The following is a 13,669-nucleotide window of genomic DNA, read 5'->3' on the forward strand; positions in this document are numbered from 1 at the left end:
GTCGCTTAAACCGCGAAGATCTTGCCCGGGTTCATGATGCCGTTCGGATCGAACACCGCTTTAACTGCCTTCATGTATTCGATTTCCACAGCCGAGCGGCTGTACTCCAGATAGTCGCGCTTGGTCATGCCCACGCCGTGTTCAGCGGAGATGGAGCCGTTGTAGCGCTGAACGATCTCGAACACCCACTTGTTCACCGTCGCACATTTGGCGAAAAACTCATCCTTGCTCAAGTTTTCAGGCTTGAGGATGTTCAGGTGCAGGTTACCGTCGCCGATGTGACCGAACCAGACAATCTCGAAGTCCGGGTAATGCTGGCCGACGATGGCGTCGACATCGGCCAGGAACGCCGGGACTTTCGAGACGGTCACGGAGATGTCGTTCTTGTAAGGAGTGAAGTGCGAGATGGTCTCGGAAATGAACTCGCGCAGCTTCCACAGATTCTGCAGCTGCTGCTCGCTCTGGCTCATCACGCCGTCCAGCACCCAGCCCTGCTCGACGCAGTGCTCGAATGTTTCCAGTGCGTGGTTGGCCACCTCTTCGGTCGTGGCTTCGAATTCGAGCAGCGCATAGAACGGGCACTCGGTCGCAAACGGCGACGGGACATCGCCTCGCGCCATGACTTTGGCCAGCGCCTTGTCGGAGAAGAACTCGAACGCGGTCAGGTCCAGCTTGCTCTGGAAGGCGTGCAGCACCGGCATGATCGCGTTGAAGTCAGTGGTGCCGAGCACCATCGCCGTCAGGTTTTTCGGAGCGCGATCCAGACGCATCGTCGCTTCGACCACAAAGCCCAGCGTGCCCTCGGCGCCAATGAACAGCTGACGCATGTCGTAGCCGGTCGCGTTCTTGATCAGGTCCTTGTTCAGCTCGAGAATGTCGCCCTTGCCGGTGACGACTTTCATGCCAGCGACCCAGTTACGGGTCATGCCGTAACGGATGACCTTGATCCCGCCCGCATTGGTACCGATGTTGCCGCCGATATGACTCGAACCGGACGAGGCGAAGTCGACCGGGTAATACAGGCCGTTCTCTTCCGCCAGGTGCTGCAGCTGCTTGGTGACCACGCCAGGCTGGCAGACAGCGGTACGGTCGGTGAGATTGAGCTCCAGCACCTGATTCATGTAATCGAACGCAACGACCACTTCGCCATTGGACGCCACGGCCGCTGCCGAGAGCCCGGTCCGGCCGCCCGATGGCACCAGTGCGACCTTGCGTTCGTTAGCCCAGCGGACGATGGCCTGAACCTGCTCGGTGGTCTTCGGGAACACGATTGCCATCGGCGCAGGCGCGAAGTGCTTGGTGTGATCCTTGCCGTAAAACTCAAGGGAATCGGCGTCGGCAAGTACTTTGCCAGGCTCAACCAGGGTCTTCAGTTCATCAATCAGGGCAGGATGTGTCATCGACAGAACTCTCGAACAATTCATGGTGATCCTGAGAACGGCTCACGTCGCAGGAGCGGGTATTTAGCGGGGCACATATGCTAGCATACCGCCCCCGCAGAGACGTGCCTGAGGCCGACCTGCGGAGGCGCCGTTGCGCCGTGCGGCCAGCTTTGAGGCTGACCATTCCCTGCCATTTTTTCTCCGGGACACAGGTTTACGCAGATGAGCAAGACTTCCCTCGACAAGAGCAAGATCAAGTTCCTTCTTCTCGAAGGCGTCCATCAATCCGCAGTCGACGTCCTCAAGGCCGCCGGTTACACCAGCATCGAGTACCACACCAAGTCTCTGCCGGAAGCCGAGCTGAAGGAAAAGATTGCCGACGCTCACTTCATCGGTATCCGCTCCCGCACCCAACTGACCGAAGAACTGTTCGACAGTGCCAAGAAACTGGTCGCAGTGGGCTGCTTCTGCATCGGCACCAACCAGGTTGACCTGAACGCCGCCCGCGAGCGCGGCATTGCCGTGTTCAACGCCCCTTACTCCAACACCCGTTCGGTCGCCGAACTGGTGCTGGCAGAGGCGATTCTGCTGCTGCGCGGCATCCCGGAGAAAAATGCGTCCTGCCACCGTGGCGGCTGGATCAAGAGCGCAGCCAACTCTTTCGAAATCCGTGGCAAGAAGCTGGGCATCATCGGTTACGGCTCGATCGGTACGCAGTTGTCGGTTCTGGCCGAAGGCCTGGGCATGCAAGTGTTCTTCTACGATCCACTGACCAAGCTGCCACTGGGCAACGCGACCCAGGTTCCGAGCCTGCATGAGCTGCTGGGTCTGGCTGACATCGTCTCCCTGCACGTACCCGAGCTGCCGTCCACCCAAATGATGATTGGCGAGAGCGAAATCCGCGCCATGAAGAAAGGCGCAATCCTGATCAACGCCGCACGTGGCACCGTGGTCGATCTCGACGCACTGGCCGGCGCGATCAAGGACAAGCACCTCATCGGCGCCGCCATCGACGTGTTCCCGGTCGAGCCGCGCTCCAATGACGACGAGTTCGAAAGCCCGTTGCGTGGCCTGGATAACGTCATCCTGACCCCGCACATTGGTGGCTCGACTGCCGAAGCCCAGGCCAACATCGGTCTGGAAGTGGCGGAAAAACTGGTCAAGTACAGCGACAACGGGACGTCCGTGTCTTCGGTCAACTTCCCTGAAGTGGCCCTGCCTGCTCACCCGGGCAAGCATCGCCTGCTGCACATCCACGAAAACATTCCGGGCGTGCTCAGCGAAATCAACAAGGTGTTCGCGGAAAACGGCATCAACATCTCCGGTCAGTTCCTGCAGACCAACGAGAACGTCGGTTACGTGGTGATCGACGTCGACGCCGAATACTCCGATCTGGCGCAAGAAAAGCTGCAGCAGATCAAAGGCACCATCCGCAGCCGCGTGTTGTTCTAAGCCCTGTTGACGGGCGTAAAAAAGGAGACCTTCGGGTCTCCTTTTTTGTGCCTGGCGATGGCGAGGATCGACGCGTTATTTGACGGTGATCGTGATCTTCTGCGACTCAACCACCGGGTTCAGCGGCACGTGGTTCTTGTCGCCCACCAGCAACTGCAACGTGTGCTGGCCCGGGGTGAGGTTCAGCTCGGTCTCGGTCTGGCCTTTGCCGAAGTGGCGAATATTGTCGGTGGTGGGCAACGGTGCGCTCATGTCAGGCTGGTCTTTGACGTCGATCAGCAAGTGGTGATGACCGGTCTCGGGCACATCGACGCCCGCCGGCGCAACGCCCATGCCTTTCAAACCGAACTGCACTTTAAAGGTGCCGTTCACCGTCGCTCCGTCCTTGGGCGAGATGATGTACACCTCTGCCCCGGCAGGCGAAGGCGTGCGCGGGACATCCGCCGCCTGAGCCACACATGCAGCCCCCAGCAACAGCGCGGCGAAGGCAGTTTTTGCAAATAAGGTCTTCATGATCTCTCCCGTTCTGGATTTTATAGGCGCTCAGTGCTGACGAAAGCTCGGCTCAGCAGGCAGGGAACGCTCAAGTACGGTCTTTACCTTAGCGCTATCCAGCCATGGGCACGTCGGGCGAACGGATTTATGTAGAAGATTTCATTTTTGCAGACGCCGTCATCGGGCAATGCCGTTGCAGCGGCAGCCGTCAGAGTTCCAGCGGATCGTTGCCGCGGCGGCGGAACCATCCGGTCAGCGACAGGCGCTCACGCGTGGACGGCAAGACCTCGTGTGGCATATCGCCCGACAGAAACACCACCAGGCAGCCACCAGTGGGCTGTACGTCGTACTCGATGCCATCCTTGAGGTACATGCGCAACTGACCACCATGCTCGGGCAACCAGGCGTCGTTGAGGTAGATCACCGCAGACACCATGCGCTTGTCGTCATCGCGAAAGCGGTCGACGTGCTTTCGGTAGAAAGCGCCCGGCGGATACAGCGCGAAATGGCTTTCGAAGTCTTCAAGCCCCAGGAACAAGCCGCGATTGAGGGCCTGACGCAAGCTGTCCATCAGTGCCAGATAACGATCGCAAGGCTCGGCCTGACCGGCCTCCAGCCACTGAATGTGATCACCGCGAATGCCCTCGCGAATCTCCTGTGCTGGCCCGCGTCCGACGGCAGCAGGCGCAAGCTCGCCTTCGGCTGCGCGCGTGCGGCACTCGAGCGCCAGCTCGCGGGTCAGGCTGTCGGGCAGGAAGATGTTCTGCTGCGACCAGCCACGCTCGGCCAGGTCGTCGACGATTCGCAACAGCAACGGGTGATCGGGGGATATGTGCATGGCGCGCATAGTATCCATACGCCGGTGAATCCGACAGAGCCCGCGGTCTGCCGGAACAAGAATATTTTGTCACCGGGGAAAACCCGCCGCACACCGACACGAAAACGGCCGAACCCACGGGTTTTCTTGGGGTCTGGCAACTGTTAACTCGACAAATCCCCGCCGCCCCGCCGAGAATAGCTGCCTGCCGACAGGAGTCTCTAATGCGCCGTCTGTTTTTCCTGCTGTTGATGTTCTGCACCATGCCCGTTTGGGCAGACGGCCACGACCAGCTGTACAAGGTCGCCGGCTGGCCAGAACAGCGCGCGCATTTCACCGACGCCCTCAAAGCCGCGCAGCAGCGCTACCGCAACAGCCTGCCGCCGGCGGTCTTCGATGCACTGGTCAACAACAGCAATCAGCGGTTTGCCGCGCAAGCGATGGATCAGCGCGCCGAACAGAAGCTGCGCCAGAGCCTGCAAGACCCCAATCCCGCACTGCAGTTTTTCCAGTCGCCGCTGGGCCGCAAGATCGTCAATGCCGAGCTGACGGCAACCCGCCCCGATCAACTGGCCAAAAACGCTCAGGGACTTCCGCACATTCAGGCCGATGACAATCGCACGCTGATTATCGGCCACCTGGCCAACGCCCTGCCCGCCCGCGAGGCTGGCGCCGAAGTGAGCCTGGCCATCGCCGGCGTCGCAGCCGATAGCCTGAGTTCGATGATTCCGGGACTGATGGGAAGCGGCTCGACCCAGGCCATGCTCGACGGCCAGCGCCAGCGCCTGATGGCGCAGATCGGCAATGACCTCAACAACACGCTGCTGTATGTCTACCGGGACTTGTCCGATGCGGAGCTGGATGAGTTCGCCACGTTCGCCGAGTCCAGCGAAGGCAAGGCTTATTATCAGGCCGCACTGGCCGCGATCCGTGCAGGCCTGGCGGTCGGCCAGAACGTGAAGTAACGCCGCACGCCGAAACCTTTCAACGCACGGCGATCAGGATTGCTTCATCCGCTGCGTCAGAAACTCGAAAAACTGCGCCCGCAATTCCGGCAGCTCATTGGCCAGGTGATGCCGCGCCTCATGCAGCATGAATACTTGCGGCTGCTCGAACTTGTCGTTGAGCACGGCCAGATTGTGGCTCCAGTCCACCGTCATGTCCGACTCGCCCTGAATGATCAAAGGACTGCGACGGCTGCGCGGCGCGCTTTCGATGCGTTCGATCCACTTGGCCAGCGCACCGACCCACGCGGTCGGCAAGCGCCTGGGCTGCAGCGGGTCGGCCATCAGAAACGGCAGAAAAGCGGGCGCGTTGGAGTTTTCGCTGAAACGCCGGTCGATGCCTTTTACGAAGGCGCGCAGCAGGTAATAGCTGACCTTGGACAACGTCCAGCCACGCGGGCGCACCAGAGGCGCTAGCAGAATCGACTGGCCTTGCGCCGGACTTTCATTGCCACGACTGAGCAGATGATCGATGACGATCGCACCGCCGGTGCTCTGCCCGCAGAGATGCCATGGCTTGGGCAACTGCAGCGTGGCGGCTTCGACGAACAGACGCTCCAACACCAGCTGGTATTCGGCGAAATCAGTAATGCTCGCCCTCGTTCCGCTGGACAGGCCATGGCCTGGCAAGTCACAGGAAATCACCGCAAATCCCAGCTCCAGCGCCCATTCGACGACGTGACGATACAGCCCCATGTGATCGTAGAAACCATGCACCAGCACGAGGGTAGCCACAGGCCGTTCTGGCATCCACAGCTGAGTGACGATTTCATAGCCGCCAATTTCGAAACGCCCCAGCCGGCTGTTTACCGCACCCTCGCGGCCCAGCCCCAGCATGTTGTAGAAACGCTGGTACGCCAGACCTTCTTCGGAAAGCGCCAGGTTCGCACTGAGCGGCTGAAGCCCGGCGCGCAGGTGATCGGGGTCGAACGAGTCGGACATCGGTATTCCAGATCAGGCAGGTTTAGGGTTTGGGGGCGCCGCTGCTTGCGAGTTTCTTCTGTCCGTCAAGGCGTGGCAAGCTACGGCATCCAAATCGAAGCCGCCTCATGACTGCTCATTCCCGCATTCGACGCCGCACTGTAATCGCGCTGATCGCCCTCGCCTGCGCGGCAGTTCTGTGGCTTGGCTTCACGTGGTTTGAGGGTCGATACCTTCGGACGTTCAGTGACACGACCGCCTTGTTCGCCGGGGACAGCTTGAGGCTACCGCCAGAGCTTGCCGGCCCCGGACCGATCCGTGTCGTGCATTTCTGGGACCCTGCCTGCCCGTGCAACGTCGGTAATCAGGAGCATCTGAGCGAACTGGTCGCGCATTACGCCGGGGTCGGCGGCGTGGCGTTTTACGCGGTGCAAAAACCAGGCACTCGCGGGCAATTGCCGGTCACGCTGAACGCGATCAAACCGCTGAGCCACCTGCCCGGCGCCGAGCGAATGACATCCAGCCCGGCCATTGCCATCTGGGATCGCCAAGGCAAACTGGCGTATTTCGGCCCTTACAGCGAGGGGTTGGTGTGCAATTCACAGAACAGCTTCGTCGAGCCCATTCTTCAAGCGCTCAGCGCCAATCGCCCGGTCAACGCCACACACACCATGGCGGTGGGGTGTTATTGCCCATGGCAAACCCCCGACTGAAACGCCCTGCCGTGGTCAGTGCGTGCTCTTGTAGTCGATCACATAGGGCAGCTTTTCACTGGCGGTCCTGGTCAGGACCTTGCGCTTGACCGACTTGAATCCACCGAGCTGCCTGGCGGTCATGCCGCCGCCCACCGACTTGCTCGACGGCGGCTTGACCATCAGATCACTCGCCGCCTGCAATGCCTGGTGATAGCCGCTGCGCTCGCTGAGGTTGAAGTCCGCCAACTTGAGCCGGTCACGCAGCCAGTCTGCCCAGTAGAACTCCAGAAACTCGGGCGACACCTCGCCTGCCTTTGGCTTGTCGTAGGCAGCGCCACGCACGAAGTACACAATGCTGCGCAGGATGTCGTTCTGCATGGATTTGAGGCCGACATGGGCCGGCAATTGATCGGGCGCGATGGCCTGACCGTTGCCGTCCTTGAGCCAGACCTTGTGTGTCTGCTGCATGCGCGCCCAGAAGGCAGGCATGTCGGCGCTGTCGCTGAAGACATCGGTGATGCGTACCTTCATTTTCATCTGCGGACCTGCGCCGGGCTGTTCCCACAGCGCGCTGAACGTGTGGTGTCCGTCGGTGAGATAAAAATCGCCGCCCGGGCCCACGACCATGGTCTTCATCTGTTGCGGATGGGCATTGGGCTCGTCCTTGCAGGCAAAGCTTTCCGGCTTCAAAGGGTCGGCAGACTCACTTACCGGCCGGGCCTTGACCTGGCCATTGCTCTCGCAGATCTCGTCGAACAGCGCCTGCCGGTCTTTGGCGAAACGCTCCAGCTTGTAATAGACCTGATCGAAGCCGATCACCGCCTGCGTGGGGTGGACCTGATCAAGCGTGACCTCAACGACGTCACCCGGCTTGGGCCCAGTGAAGGCACACGCCTGAGCTGAAAGCAGGAGCAAAAGGATCGTAAGCCTGCAGGATTGGATGCGCATGGTTCGGGACTCTCCAGGACGTCGGCTCAGCTTAATGCAATAACCACCTGACACAACCTGCATGCGGCGCGATTAATCCAGCGCACGAAGACGCTCCCGGTGATCACCTTCTACCCAGCCAGGCGACAAATCTGTAGCCTGCCAATCCTTCTCGATCCTTTTTTGAGTCCCGCATGAAACGCAGTTTCTACGTCATTGCCGTCGTGCTTGTCCTCATCGCGGGCGGCGGCGCCTGGTACGTCCACAGCAAGCAACCGGTGCGCGACGGCGAGATGAAGCTGGCGCACTTGAACGCGCCGGTCAGCGTGCGCTACGACGAGCGCGGCGTGCCGCATATCAAGGCCGATAACGAAGACGATCTGTACCGCGCGCTGGGCTACGTGCATGCGCAGGATCGCCTGTTTCAGATGGAAATCCTGCGCAGGCTGGCGCGCGGCGAGCTGGCTGAAATCCTCGGTCCGAAGCTGGTGAATAACGATAAATTGTTCCGCAGCCTGCGTATTCGCGAGCACGCAGACGAGTACGTTGCCCGCCAGGACAAGAACACCCCGGCGTGGAAAGCACTTCAGGCCTATCTGGATGGCGTGAACCAGTATCAGGATACGCATTCCAGCCCCATTGAGTTCGACGTACTGGGCATCGAAAAGCGTCCGTTCACGGCGCAGGACACGCTGAGTATCGGCGGTTATCTGGCTTACAGCTTTGCAGCAGCTTTTCGCACCGAACCGTTGATGACGTTCGTGCGTGATCGGCTCGGCCCGGATTACCTCAAGGTTTTCGACCAGCCCTGGCAGCCCGACGGCGCGCTGACGCAGGCAGCCGTCTTGAGCGACAGGGATTGGCAAGGTTTGGGTGATCTTGCGCTGCTGAGCCATCAGGCCCTGGAAAAAGCCGGCCTGCCGCAGTTCGAGGGCAGCAATGCCTGGGCCGTGTCGGGCAGTCGTACACAGAGTGGCAAGCCGCTGCTGGCGGGTGATCCGCATATTCGCTTTTCAGTGCCCGCGGTGTGGTACGAGGCGCAGCTCTCGGCGCCCGGTTTCGAGCTCTATGGTCACTTTCAGGCGCTCAACCCCTTCGCGCTGCTGGGCCACAACATGGATTTCGGTTGGAGCCTGACCATGTTCCAGAATGACGACCTGGATTTGATCGCCGAAAAGACCAATCCCGACAATCCCGGTCAAGTCTGGTATCACGGCGCCTGGGCGGACATGACATCGCGCCAGGAGCAGATCAAGGTCAAAGGCCAGGCGCCTGTCACGTTCATGTTGCGTCAGTCCCCACACGGTCCGATCGTCAATGACGCGCTCGGCAACGCTGCGCCCGACACGCCTGTTGCGATGTGGTGGTCATTTTTGGAGTCGGAGAACCCGATCCTTCAGGGCTTCTACGAGGCGAACCGCGCCGACACGCTGGAAAAGATGCGCACTGCCGCTCAAAAGATCCAGTCACCGGGCCTCAACGTGGTCTACGCCAATGCCCACGGCGACATCGGTTGGTGGGCCGCCGCTCAGTTGCCCGCACGTCCGGCGGGCGTGAATCCGACATTCATACTCGACGGCAGCACCGATCAGGCCGACAAGAATGGCTTTTACCCCTTCACAGCCAATCCGCAGGAAGAAAACCCTGCACGTGGCTATATCGTCTCGGCCAATTTCCAGCCGGTCTCGCCGACCGGCATCGAAATTCCAGGCTATTACAACCTTGCCGAGCGCGGCCGTCAGCTCGACAAACAGCTGAGCGACCCTGAGGTGAAGTGGACGCTGGAAAAGAGTAAAGCCTTACAGTTGGGCACGACGACTGACTACGCAGCGCAGATCCTGACGCCACTGATTCCGGTGCTGCGCCGGGTCATCAGCGACTCCGAAGAGCACGATCTGATCGAGCGCCTTGCAGCCTGGAAGGGTGACTACCCGGTGGATTCGGTAGGGGCCACGCTGTTCAACCAGTTCCTGTTCAATCTGAGCGATCAGGCGTTCCATGACGAACTGGGCGACGGGCTGTTCACGACCTTGCTGTCAACCCGAATGATCGACATGGCGCTGCCGCGACTGGCCGCCGATGCGAATTCTGTGTGGTGGAACAATCGCAATTCGAACGAACCCGAAAGCCGGGACAACACCGTGAAAGTGGCCTGGCATGCGACGGTTTCGCATCTTAAATCTCTCTACGGCGTGAACCCGGACGAATGGACCTGGGGCAAGGCGCACACGCTGACCCACGAACATCCGCTGGGCCGTCAGCCGCCGCTGGACATGCTGTTCAACGTCGGCCCGTTCGCTGCACCGGGCACCCATGAAGTGCCGAACAACCTCTCGGCCGGCATCGGCAATGCGCCATGGCCTGTGAGTTATGGGCCTTCGACGCGACGACTGATCGACTTCGCCGACCCGGCACACGCGCTGGGTATCAACCCGGTCGGACAAAGCGGCGTGCTCTTCGACAAACACTATGCCGATCAGGCAACGCGCTACATCAACGGCGAATACGTGCCGGAGCGTTTCAGCGAACAGGATGTGGAGGGGAACAGCGAGGCGGTATTGAAGTTAGTGCCAGGGCGATAACCCCGTCAGACCTGCAGCCCGACAGCAGTCCCCAACGTGTAAGACAGGCTGGAGTTCGAACCCGTAGGACCGGCTTTAGCCGGGAAGACTCTGGAGTTCCAAACCGTAGGACCGGCTTTAGCCGGGAAGGCGTCGGGCGTCACACCGCAGAATCTCAGCGCTCACACTGGCCTCTTCCCGGCTGAAGCCGGTCCTACAACAAACATCGCGTACATTCAGCGGGACCTATTGGAATACCAACCCGAGGACCGGCTTTAGCCGGGAAGACTCTGGAGTTCCAAACCGTAGGACCGGCTTTAGCCGGGAAGGCGTCGGGCGTAACGCCGCAGAATCTCAGCGCTCACACTGGCCTCTTCCCGGCTCCTACAACAAACATCGCCTGCATCCTGCGGGATGCATCCCATTGAAACTGCGCTGATCAAACCGATTCGACCACCTTCGCGCGTCGTACATCAGGCTGTTTCCAGCCGTCTGCGGCAGCTTCTTCGATGGCTTGTTGAATGGCCTTCTTGCGCTTTTCTTCGGCGCGGCGGCTGAAGAACCACACCAGGAAGGTCGCGATCGACACGGCAAGTAGAATCAAGCTCGCAATCGCGTTGATCTCAGGCTTGACGCCCAGTCGCACCGCCGAGAAGACTTCCATCGGTAGCGTGGTAGAGCCCGGTCCGGACACGAAGCTGGCGAGTACCAGATCGTCCAGCGACAAGGCGAAGGACATCATCGCACCCGCCGCCAGCGACGGCGCGATCATCGGAATGGTGATCAGGAAGAACACTTTCCACGGCCGCGCACCCAGATCCATCGCGGCTTCCTCGATGGACATGTCGAGCTCACGCAGGCGTGCCGATACCACAACCGCCACATACGCCGCGCAGAACGTCGTGTGGGCGATCCAGATGGTGACGATGCCCCGCTCCTGCGGCCAGCCGATCAACTGCGCCATGGCCACGAACAGCAGCAACAGCGACAGACCGGTGATGACCTCCGGCATGACCAGCGGCGCGGTGACCAGACCACCAAAGAACGTACGCCCTTTGAAACGAGTGACGCGGGTCAGCACGAAGGCCGCCATCGTCCCCAGGGCCACGGCCGCGATCGAGGTGTACAGCGCGATTTCCAGCGAGCGCATGACCGCACTCATCAGTTGGGTGTTGTCCAGCAGACCGACGTACCACTTCACCGACCAGCCGCCCCACACGGTCACCAGCTTGGAGGCGTTGAACGAGTAGATCACCAGAATGACCATCGGCGCGTAGATGAACGTCAGCCCGAGTACCAGCATCAGGTTCGAGAATCGGAAGCCTCTCATGCTTTGCCCTCCAGTTCTTTGGCCTGGCTGCGGTTGAACAGGATGATTGGCACGATCAGGATCAGCAGCATGACCACCGCCAGCGAAGATGCCACCGGCCAGTCGCGGTTGTTGAAGAACTCTTGCCACAGGACCTTGCCGATCATCAGCGTCTCGGGACCGCCGAGCAATTCAGGGATGACGAACTCGCCCACCACCGGAATGAACACCAGCATGCAGCCGGCAATGATGCCGTTCTTGGACAGCGGAACGGTGATTTTCCAGAAACTGTTGAAGGTGCTCGAACCCAGGTCGGACGCCGCCTCCAGCAGGCTCTGATCGTGCTTCACCAGGTTGGCGTACAGCGGCAGAATCATGAACGGCAGGTACGAATAGACCACGCCGATGTACACCGCCAGGTTGGTGTTCAGAATCTGCAGCGGCTCACTGATAACACCCAGCCACATCAGGAAGGCGTTGAGCAGACCGTTGTTGCTCAGAATCCCCATCCACGCATAAACGCGGATCAGGATGGCCGTCCAGGTCGGCATCATGATCAACAGCAGCAGCACCGTCTGCATCTCTTTGCGCGCGATGGAGATGCCGTATGCCATCGGGTAGCCGATCAACAGGCACAGCAAGGTGCTGAAGAAGGCCATCTTCAACGAGCCCAGATACGCCGAAATGTACAGATCGTCGCCGGTCAGCAATGCGTAATTGGCGAAATTGAGCACGATGTCGAGCTTCTGCTCGGCGTAGGTGAAGATCTCGGTGTAGGGCGGAATCGCGACGTCGGCCTCAGCGAAACTGATCTTGATGACGATCAGAAATGGCAGCGCGAAGAACAGAAACAGCCACAGGAACGGAACGCCGATGACCGCCTGACGGCCATTGGGCGTTATGCGATTGAGCGCGCGTTTGATCTTGCGGATTTTCATGAGCGAAGCACCACGCCGCTGTCATCTTCCCACCAGACGTACACTTCGTCGTCCCAGGTCGGACGCGCGCCGCGGCGCTCGGCGTTGGCGACGAAGGACTGCACCAGCTTCCCACACGCCAGCTGCACGTAGAACACCGAGTGGCCGCCCAGGTAGGCGATGTCGTGGACCTTGCCGCGCGACCAGTTGTATTGGTAGGTGGGCTGTTCGGTGGTGATCAACAGCTTTTCCGGGCGAATTGCGTAAGTGATGTGCTTGTCTTCGACCGAGGTGCTGATGCCGTGACCGACATAGATCTCGCGCTCCAGCTCAGGACTGCGGATCAGCGCGTGGCCTTCCATGTCTTCGATGACTTCGCCGTCGAACAGATTGACGTTGCCGATGAATTCACAGACCAGCCGGCTGGTCGGGGTTTCGTAGATGTCCACCGGACTGCCGATCTGGGCGATCCAGCCCAGGTGCATGATCGCGATGCGCTGAGCCATGGTCATGGCTTCTTCCTGGTCGTGGGTCACCATGACGCAGGTCACGCCCACACGCTCGATGATTTCCACCAACTCCAGTTGCATCTGCGAGCGCAGCTTCTTGTCCAGCGCGCCCATGGGCTCATCGAGCAGCAGCAGCTTCGGTTTCTTAGCCAGTGAGCGCGCCAGTGCCACACGTTGACGCTGACCGCCCGACAACTGATGCGGCTTGCGCTTGGCGTACTGGGTCATCTGCACCAGCTTGAGCATTTCGGTCACGCGTGCGTCGATCTCGGCCTTGGGCAGTTTGTCCTGCTGCAGGCCGAAGGCGATGTTCTGTGCCACGGTCATGTGCGGGAACAGCGCATAGGACTGGAACATCATGTTGATCGGACGCTCGTATGGCGGCATGTCGGTGATGTCGACGCCATCGAGAAAAATGCGGCCTTCGGTCGGCCGTTCAAAACCGGCAAGCATGCGCAGCAAGGTGGATTTCCCCGAGCCCGATCCGCCGAGCAAGGCGAAGATTTCACCCTTGTTGATCTGCAGAGACACATCGTCCACAGCAACCGTCTCGTCGAACTTTTTCGTGACCCGATCGATTTTGACCAGCACCGGTTTCGGTTGCTGACCACCCTCAAGGGCTTTCTTGTAGGCGCCGGAGGCAACTGCCATGGGTGAAACTCCCAACTGTTTGTGCGCCC

Annotated in this window: 12 protein-coding genes; 4 read left to right on the plus strand and 8 right to left on the minus strand. The window is 60.2% G+C overall.

The genetic code is table 11. The features are described 5' to 3' along the window. Nucleotides 1-5: 5 nt before the first annotated feature. Entirely contained in the window at nt 6-1,400 is a 1,395-nt protein-coding gene (locus tag AAGQ88_RS25080; protein ID WP_177182166.1) for an FAD-binding oxidoreductase, read from the minus strand. Nucleotides 1,401-1,604: 204 nt separating this feature from the next. Here AAGQ88_RS25080 and serA point away from each other — a divergent pair, with 204 nt between their 5' ends. Beyond that, the gene (serA, locus tag AAGQ88_RS25085) at nt 1,605-2,834 is read left to right on the plus strand and encodes a phosphoglycerate dehydrogenase (protein WP_342653907.1); all 1,230 of its coding nucleotides are present in this window, start codon (nt 1,605-1,607) and stop codon (nt 2,832-2,834) included. A 75-nt stretch (nt 2,835-2,909) separates the two neighbouring features. On the opposite strand, the gene AAGQ88_RS25090 is transcribed toward serA, so the two are convergent. Further along, on the minus strand, nt 2,910-3,347 hold the full coding sequence (locus tag AAGQ88_RS25090; protein ID WP_093465658.1) for a DUF4399 domain-containing protein: 438 nt from the start codon (nt 3,345-3,347) through the stop codon (nt 2,910-2,912). 190 nt (nt 3,348-3,537) lie between these two features. Continuing rightward, nucleotides 3,538-4,176, minus strand: coding sequence for a 2OG-Fe(II) oxygenase (locus tag AAGQ88_RS25095; RefSeq protein WP_342655884.1), 639 nt, complete (start codon nt 4,174-4,176; stop codon nt 3,538-3,540). Between the two features lie 194 nt (nt 4,177-4,370). Here AAGQ88_RS25095 and AAGQ88_RS25100 point away from each other — a divergent pair, with 194 nt between their 5' ends. Next, nucleotides 4,371-5,111 carry a DUF2059 domain-containing protein gene (locus AAGQ88_RS25100; protein WP_285426275.1) on the plus strand — a complete coding sequence of 247 codons (741 nt, stop codon included), beginning with the start codon at nt 4,371-4,373 and terminating at the stop codon, nt 5,109-5,111. Between the two features lie 33 nt (nt 5,112-5,144). Here AAGQ88_RS25100 and AAGQ88_RS25105 read toward each other — a convergent pair whose 3' ends face one another. Further along, a complete protein-coding gene (locus tag AAGQ88_RS25105; RefSeq protein ID WP_285426274.1) occupies nt 5,145-6,092 on the minus strand; it encodes an alpha/beta hydrolase in 948 nt (315 codons plus the stop codon). Between the two features lie 107 nt (nt 6,093-6,199). Between AAGQ88_RS25105 and AAGQ88_RS25110 the strand changes: the two genes are divergently transcribed. Further along, entirely contained in the window at nt 6,200-6,784 is a 585-nt protein-coding gene (locus AAGQ88_RS25110) for a DUF6436 domain-containing protein (RefSeq protein ID WP_342653908.1), read from the plus strand. 15 nt (nt 6,785-6,799) lie between these two features. Here the strand turns inward: AAGQ88_RS25110 and AAGQ88_RS25115 are convergent, their stop codons facing one another. Next, complete coding sequence (locus AAGQ88_RS25115; protein ID WP_342653909.1) at nt 6,800-7,714, minus strand: ParB/Srx family N-terminal domain-containing protein; 915 nt, start codon at nt 7,712-7,714, stop codon at nt 6,800-6,802. 173 nt (nt 7,715-7,887) lie between these two features. Between AAGQ88_RS25115 and AAGQ88_RS25120 the strand changes: the two genes are divergently transcribed. Then, nucleotides 7,888-10,275, plus strand: a complete 2,388-nt coding sequence (locus AAGQ88_RS25120; RefSeq protein ID WP_342653910.1) for a penicillin acylase family protein — start codon at nt 7,888-7,890, stop codon at nt 10,273-10,275. A gap of 418 nt (nt 10,276-10,693) precedes the next feature. Here AAGQ88_RS25120 and AAGQ88_RS25125 read toward each other — a convergent pair whose 3' ends face one another. The 3 genes from AAGQ88_RS25125 to potA are packed head-to-tail and all read right to left on the minus strand — an operon-like array spanning nt 10,694 to nt 13,640. Next, nucleotides 10,694-11,584, minus strand: coding sequence for an ABC transporter permease subunit (locus tag AAGQ88_RS25125; protein WP_285425316.1), 891 nt, complete (start codon nt 11,582-11,584; stop codon nt 10,694-10,696). Next, nucleotides 11,581-12,501 (minus strand): ABC transporter permease subunit, encoded by a 921-nt coding sequence (locus tag AAGQ88_RS25130; RefSeq protein ID WP_093465677.1) that lies wholly within the window; start codon nt 12,499-12,501, stop codon nt 11,581-11,583. The genes AAGQ88_RS25125 and AAGQ88_RS25130 overlap by 4 nt, the downstream gene beginning before the upstream one ends. Then, nucleotides 12,498-13,640: a polyamine ABC transporter ATP-binding protein gene (gene potA / locus AAGQ88_RS25135; RefSeq protein WP_285425315.1), complete on the minus strand. Its 1,143-nt coding sequence runs from the start codon at nt 13,638-13,640 to the stop codon at nt 12,498-12,500. Before potA ends, AAGQ88_RS25130 begins: the two co-directional genes overlap by 4 nt. Between the last annotated feature and the right edge of the window lie 29 nt (nt 13,641-13,669).

The organism is Pseudomonas sp. F3-2, from assembly GCF_038804275.1.
Lineage (GTDB): Bacteria > Pseudomonadota > Gammaproteobacteria > Pseudomonadales > Pseudomonadaceae > Aquipseudomonas.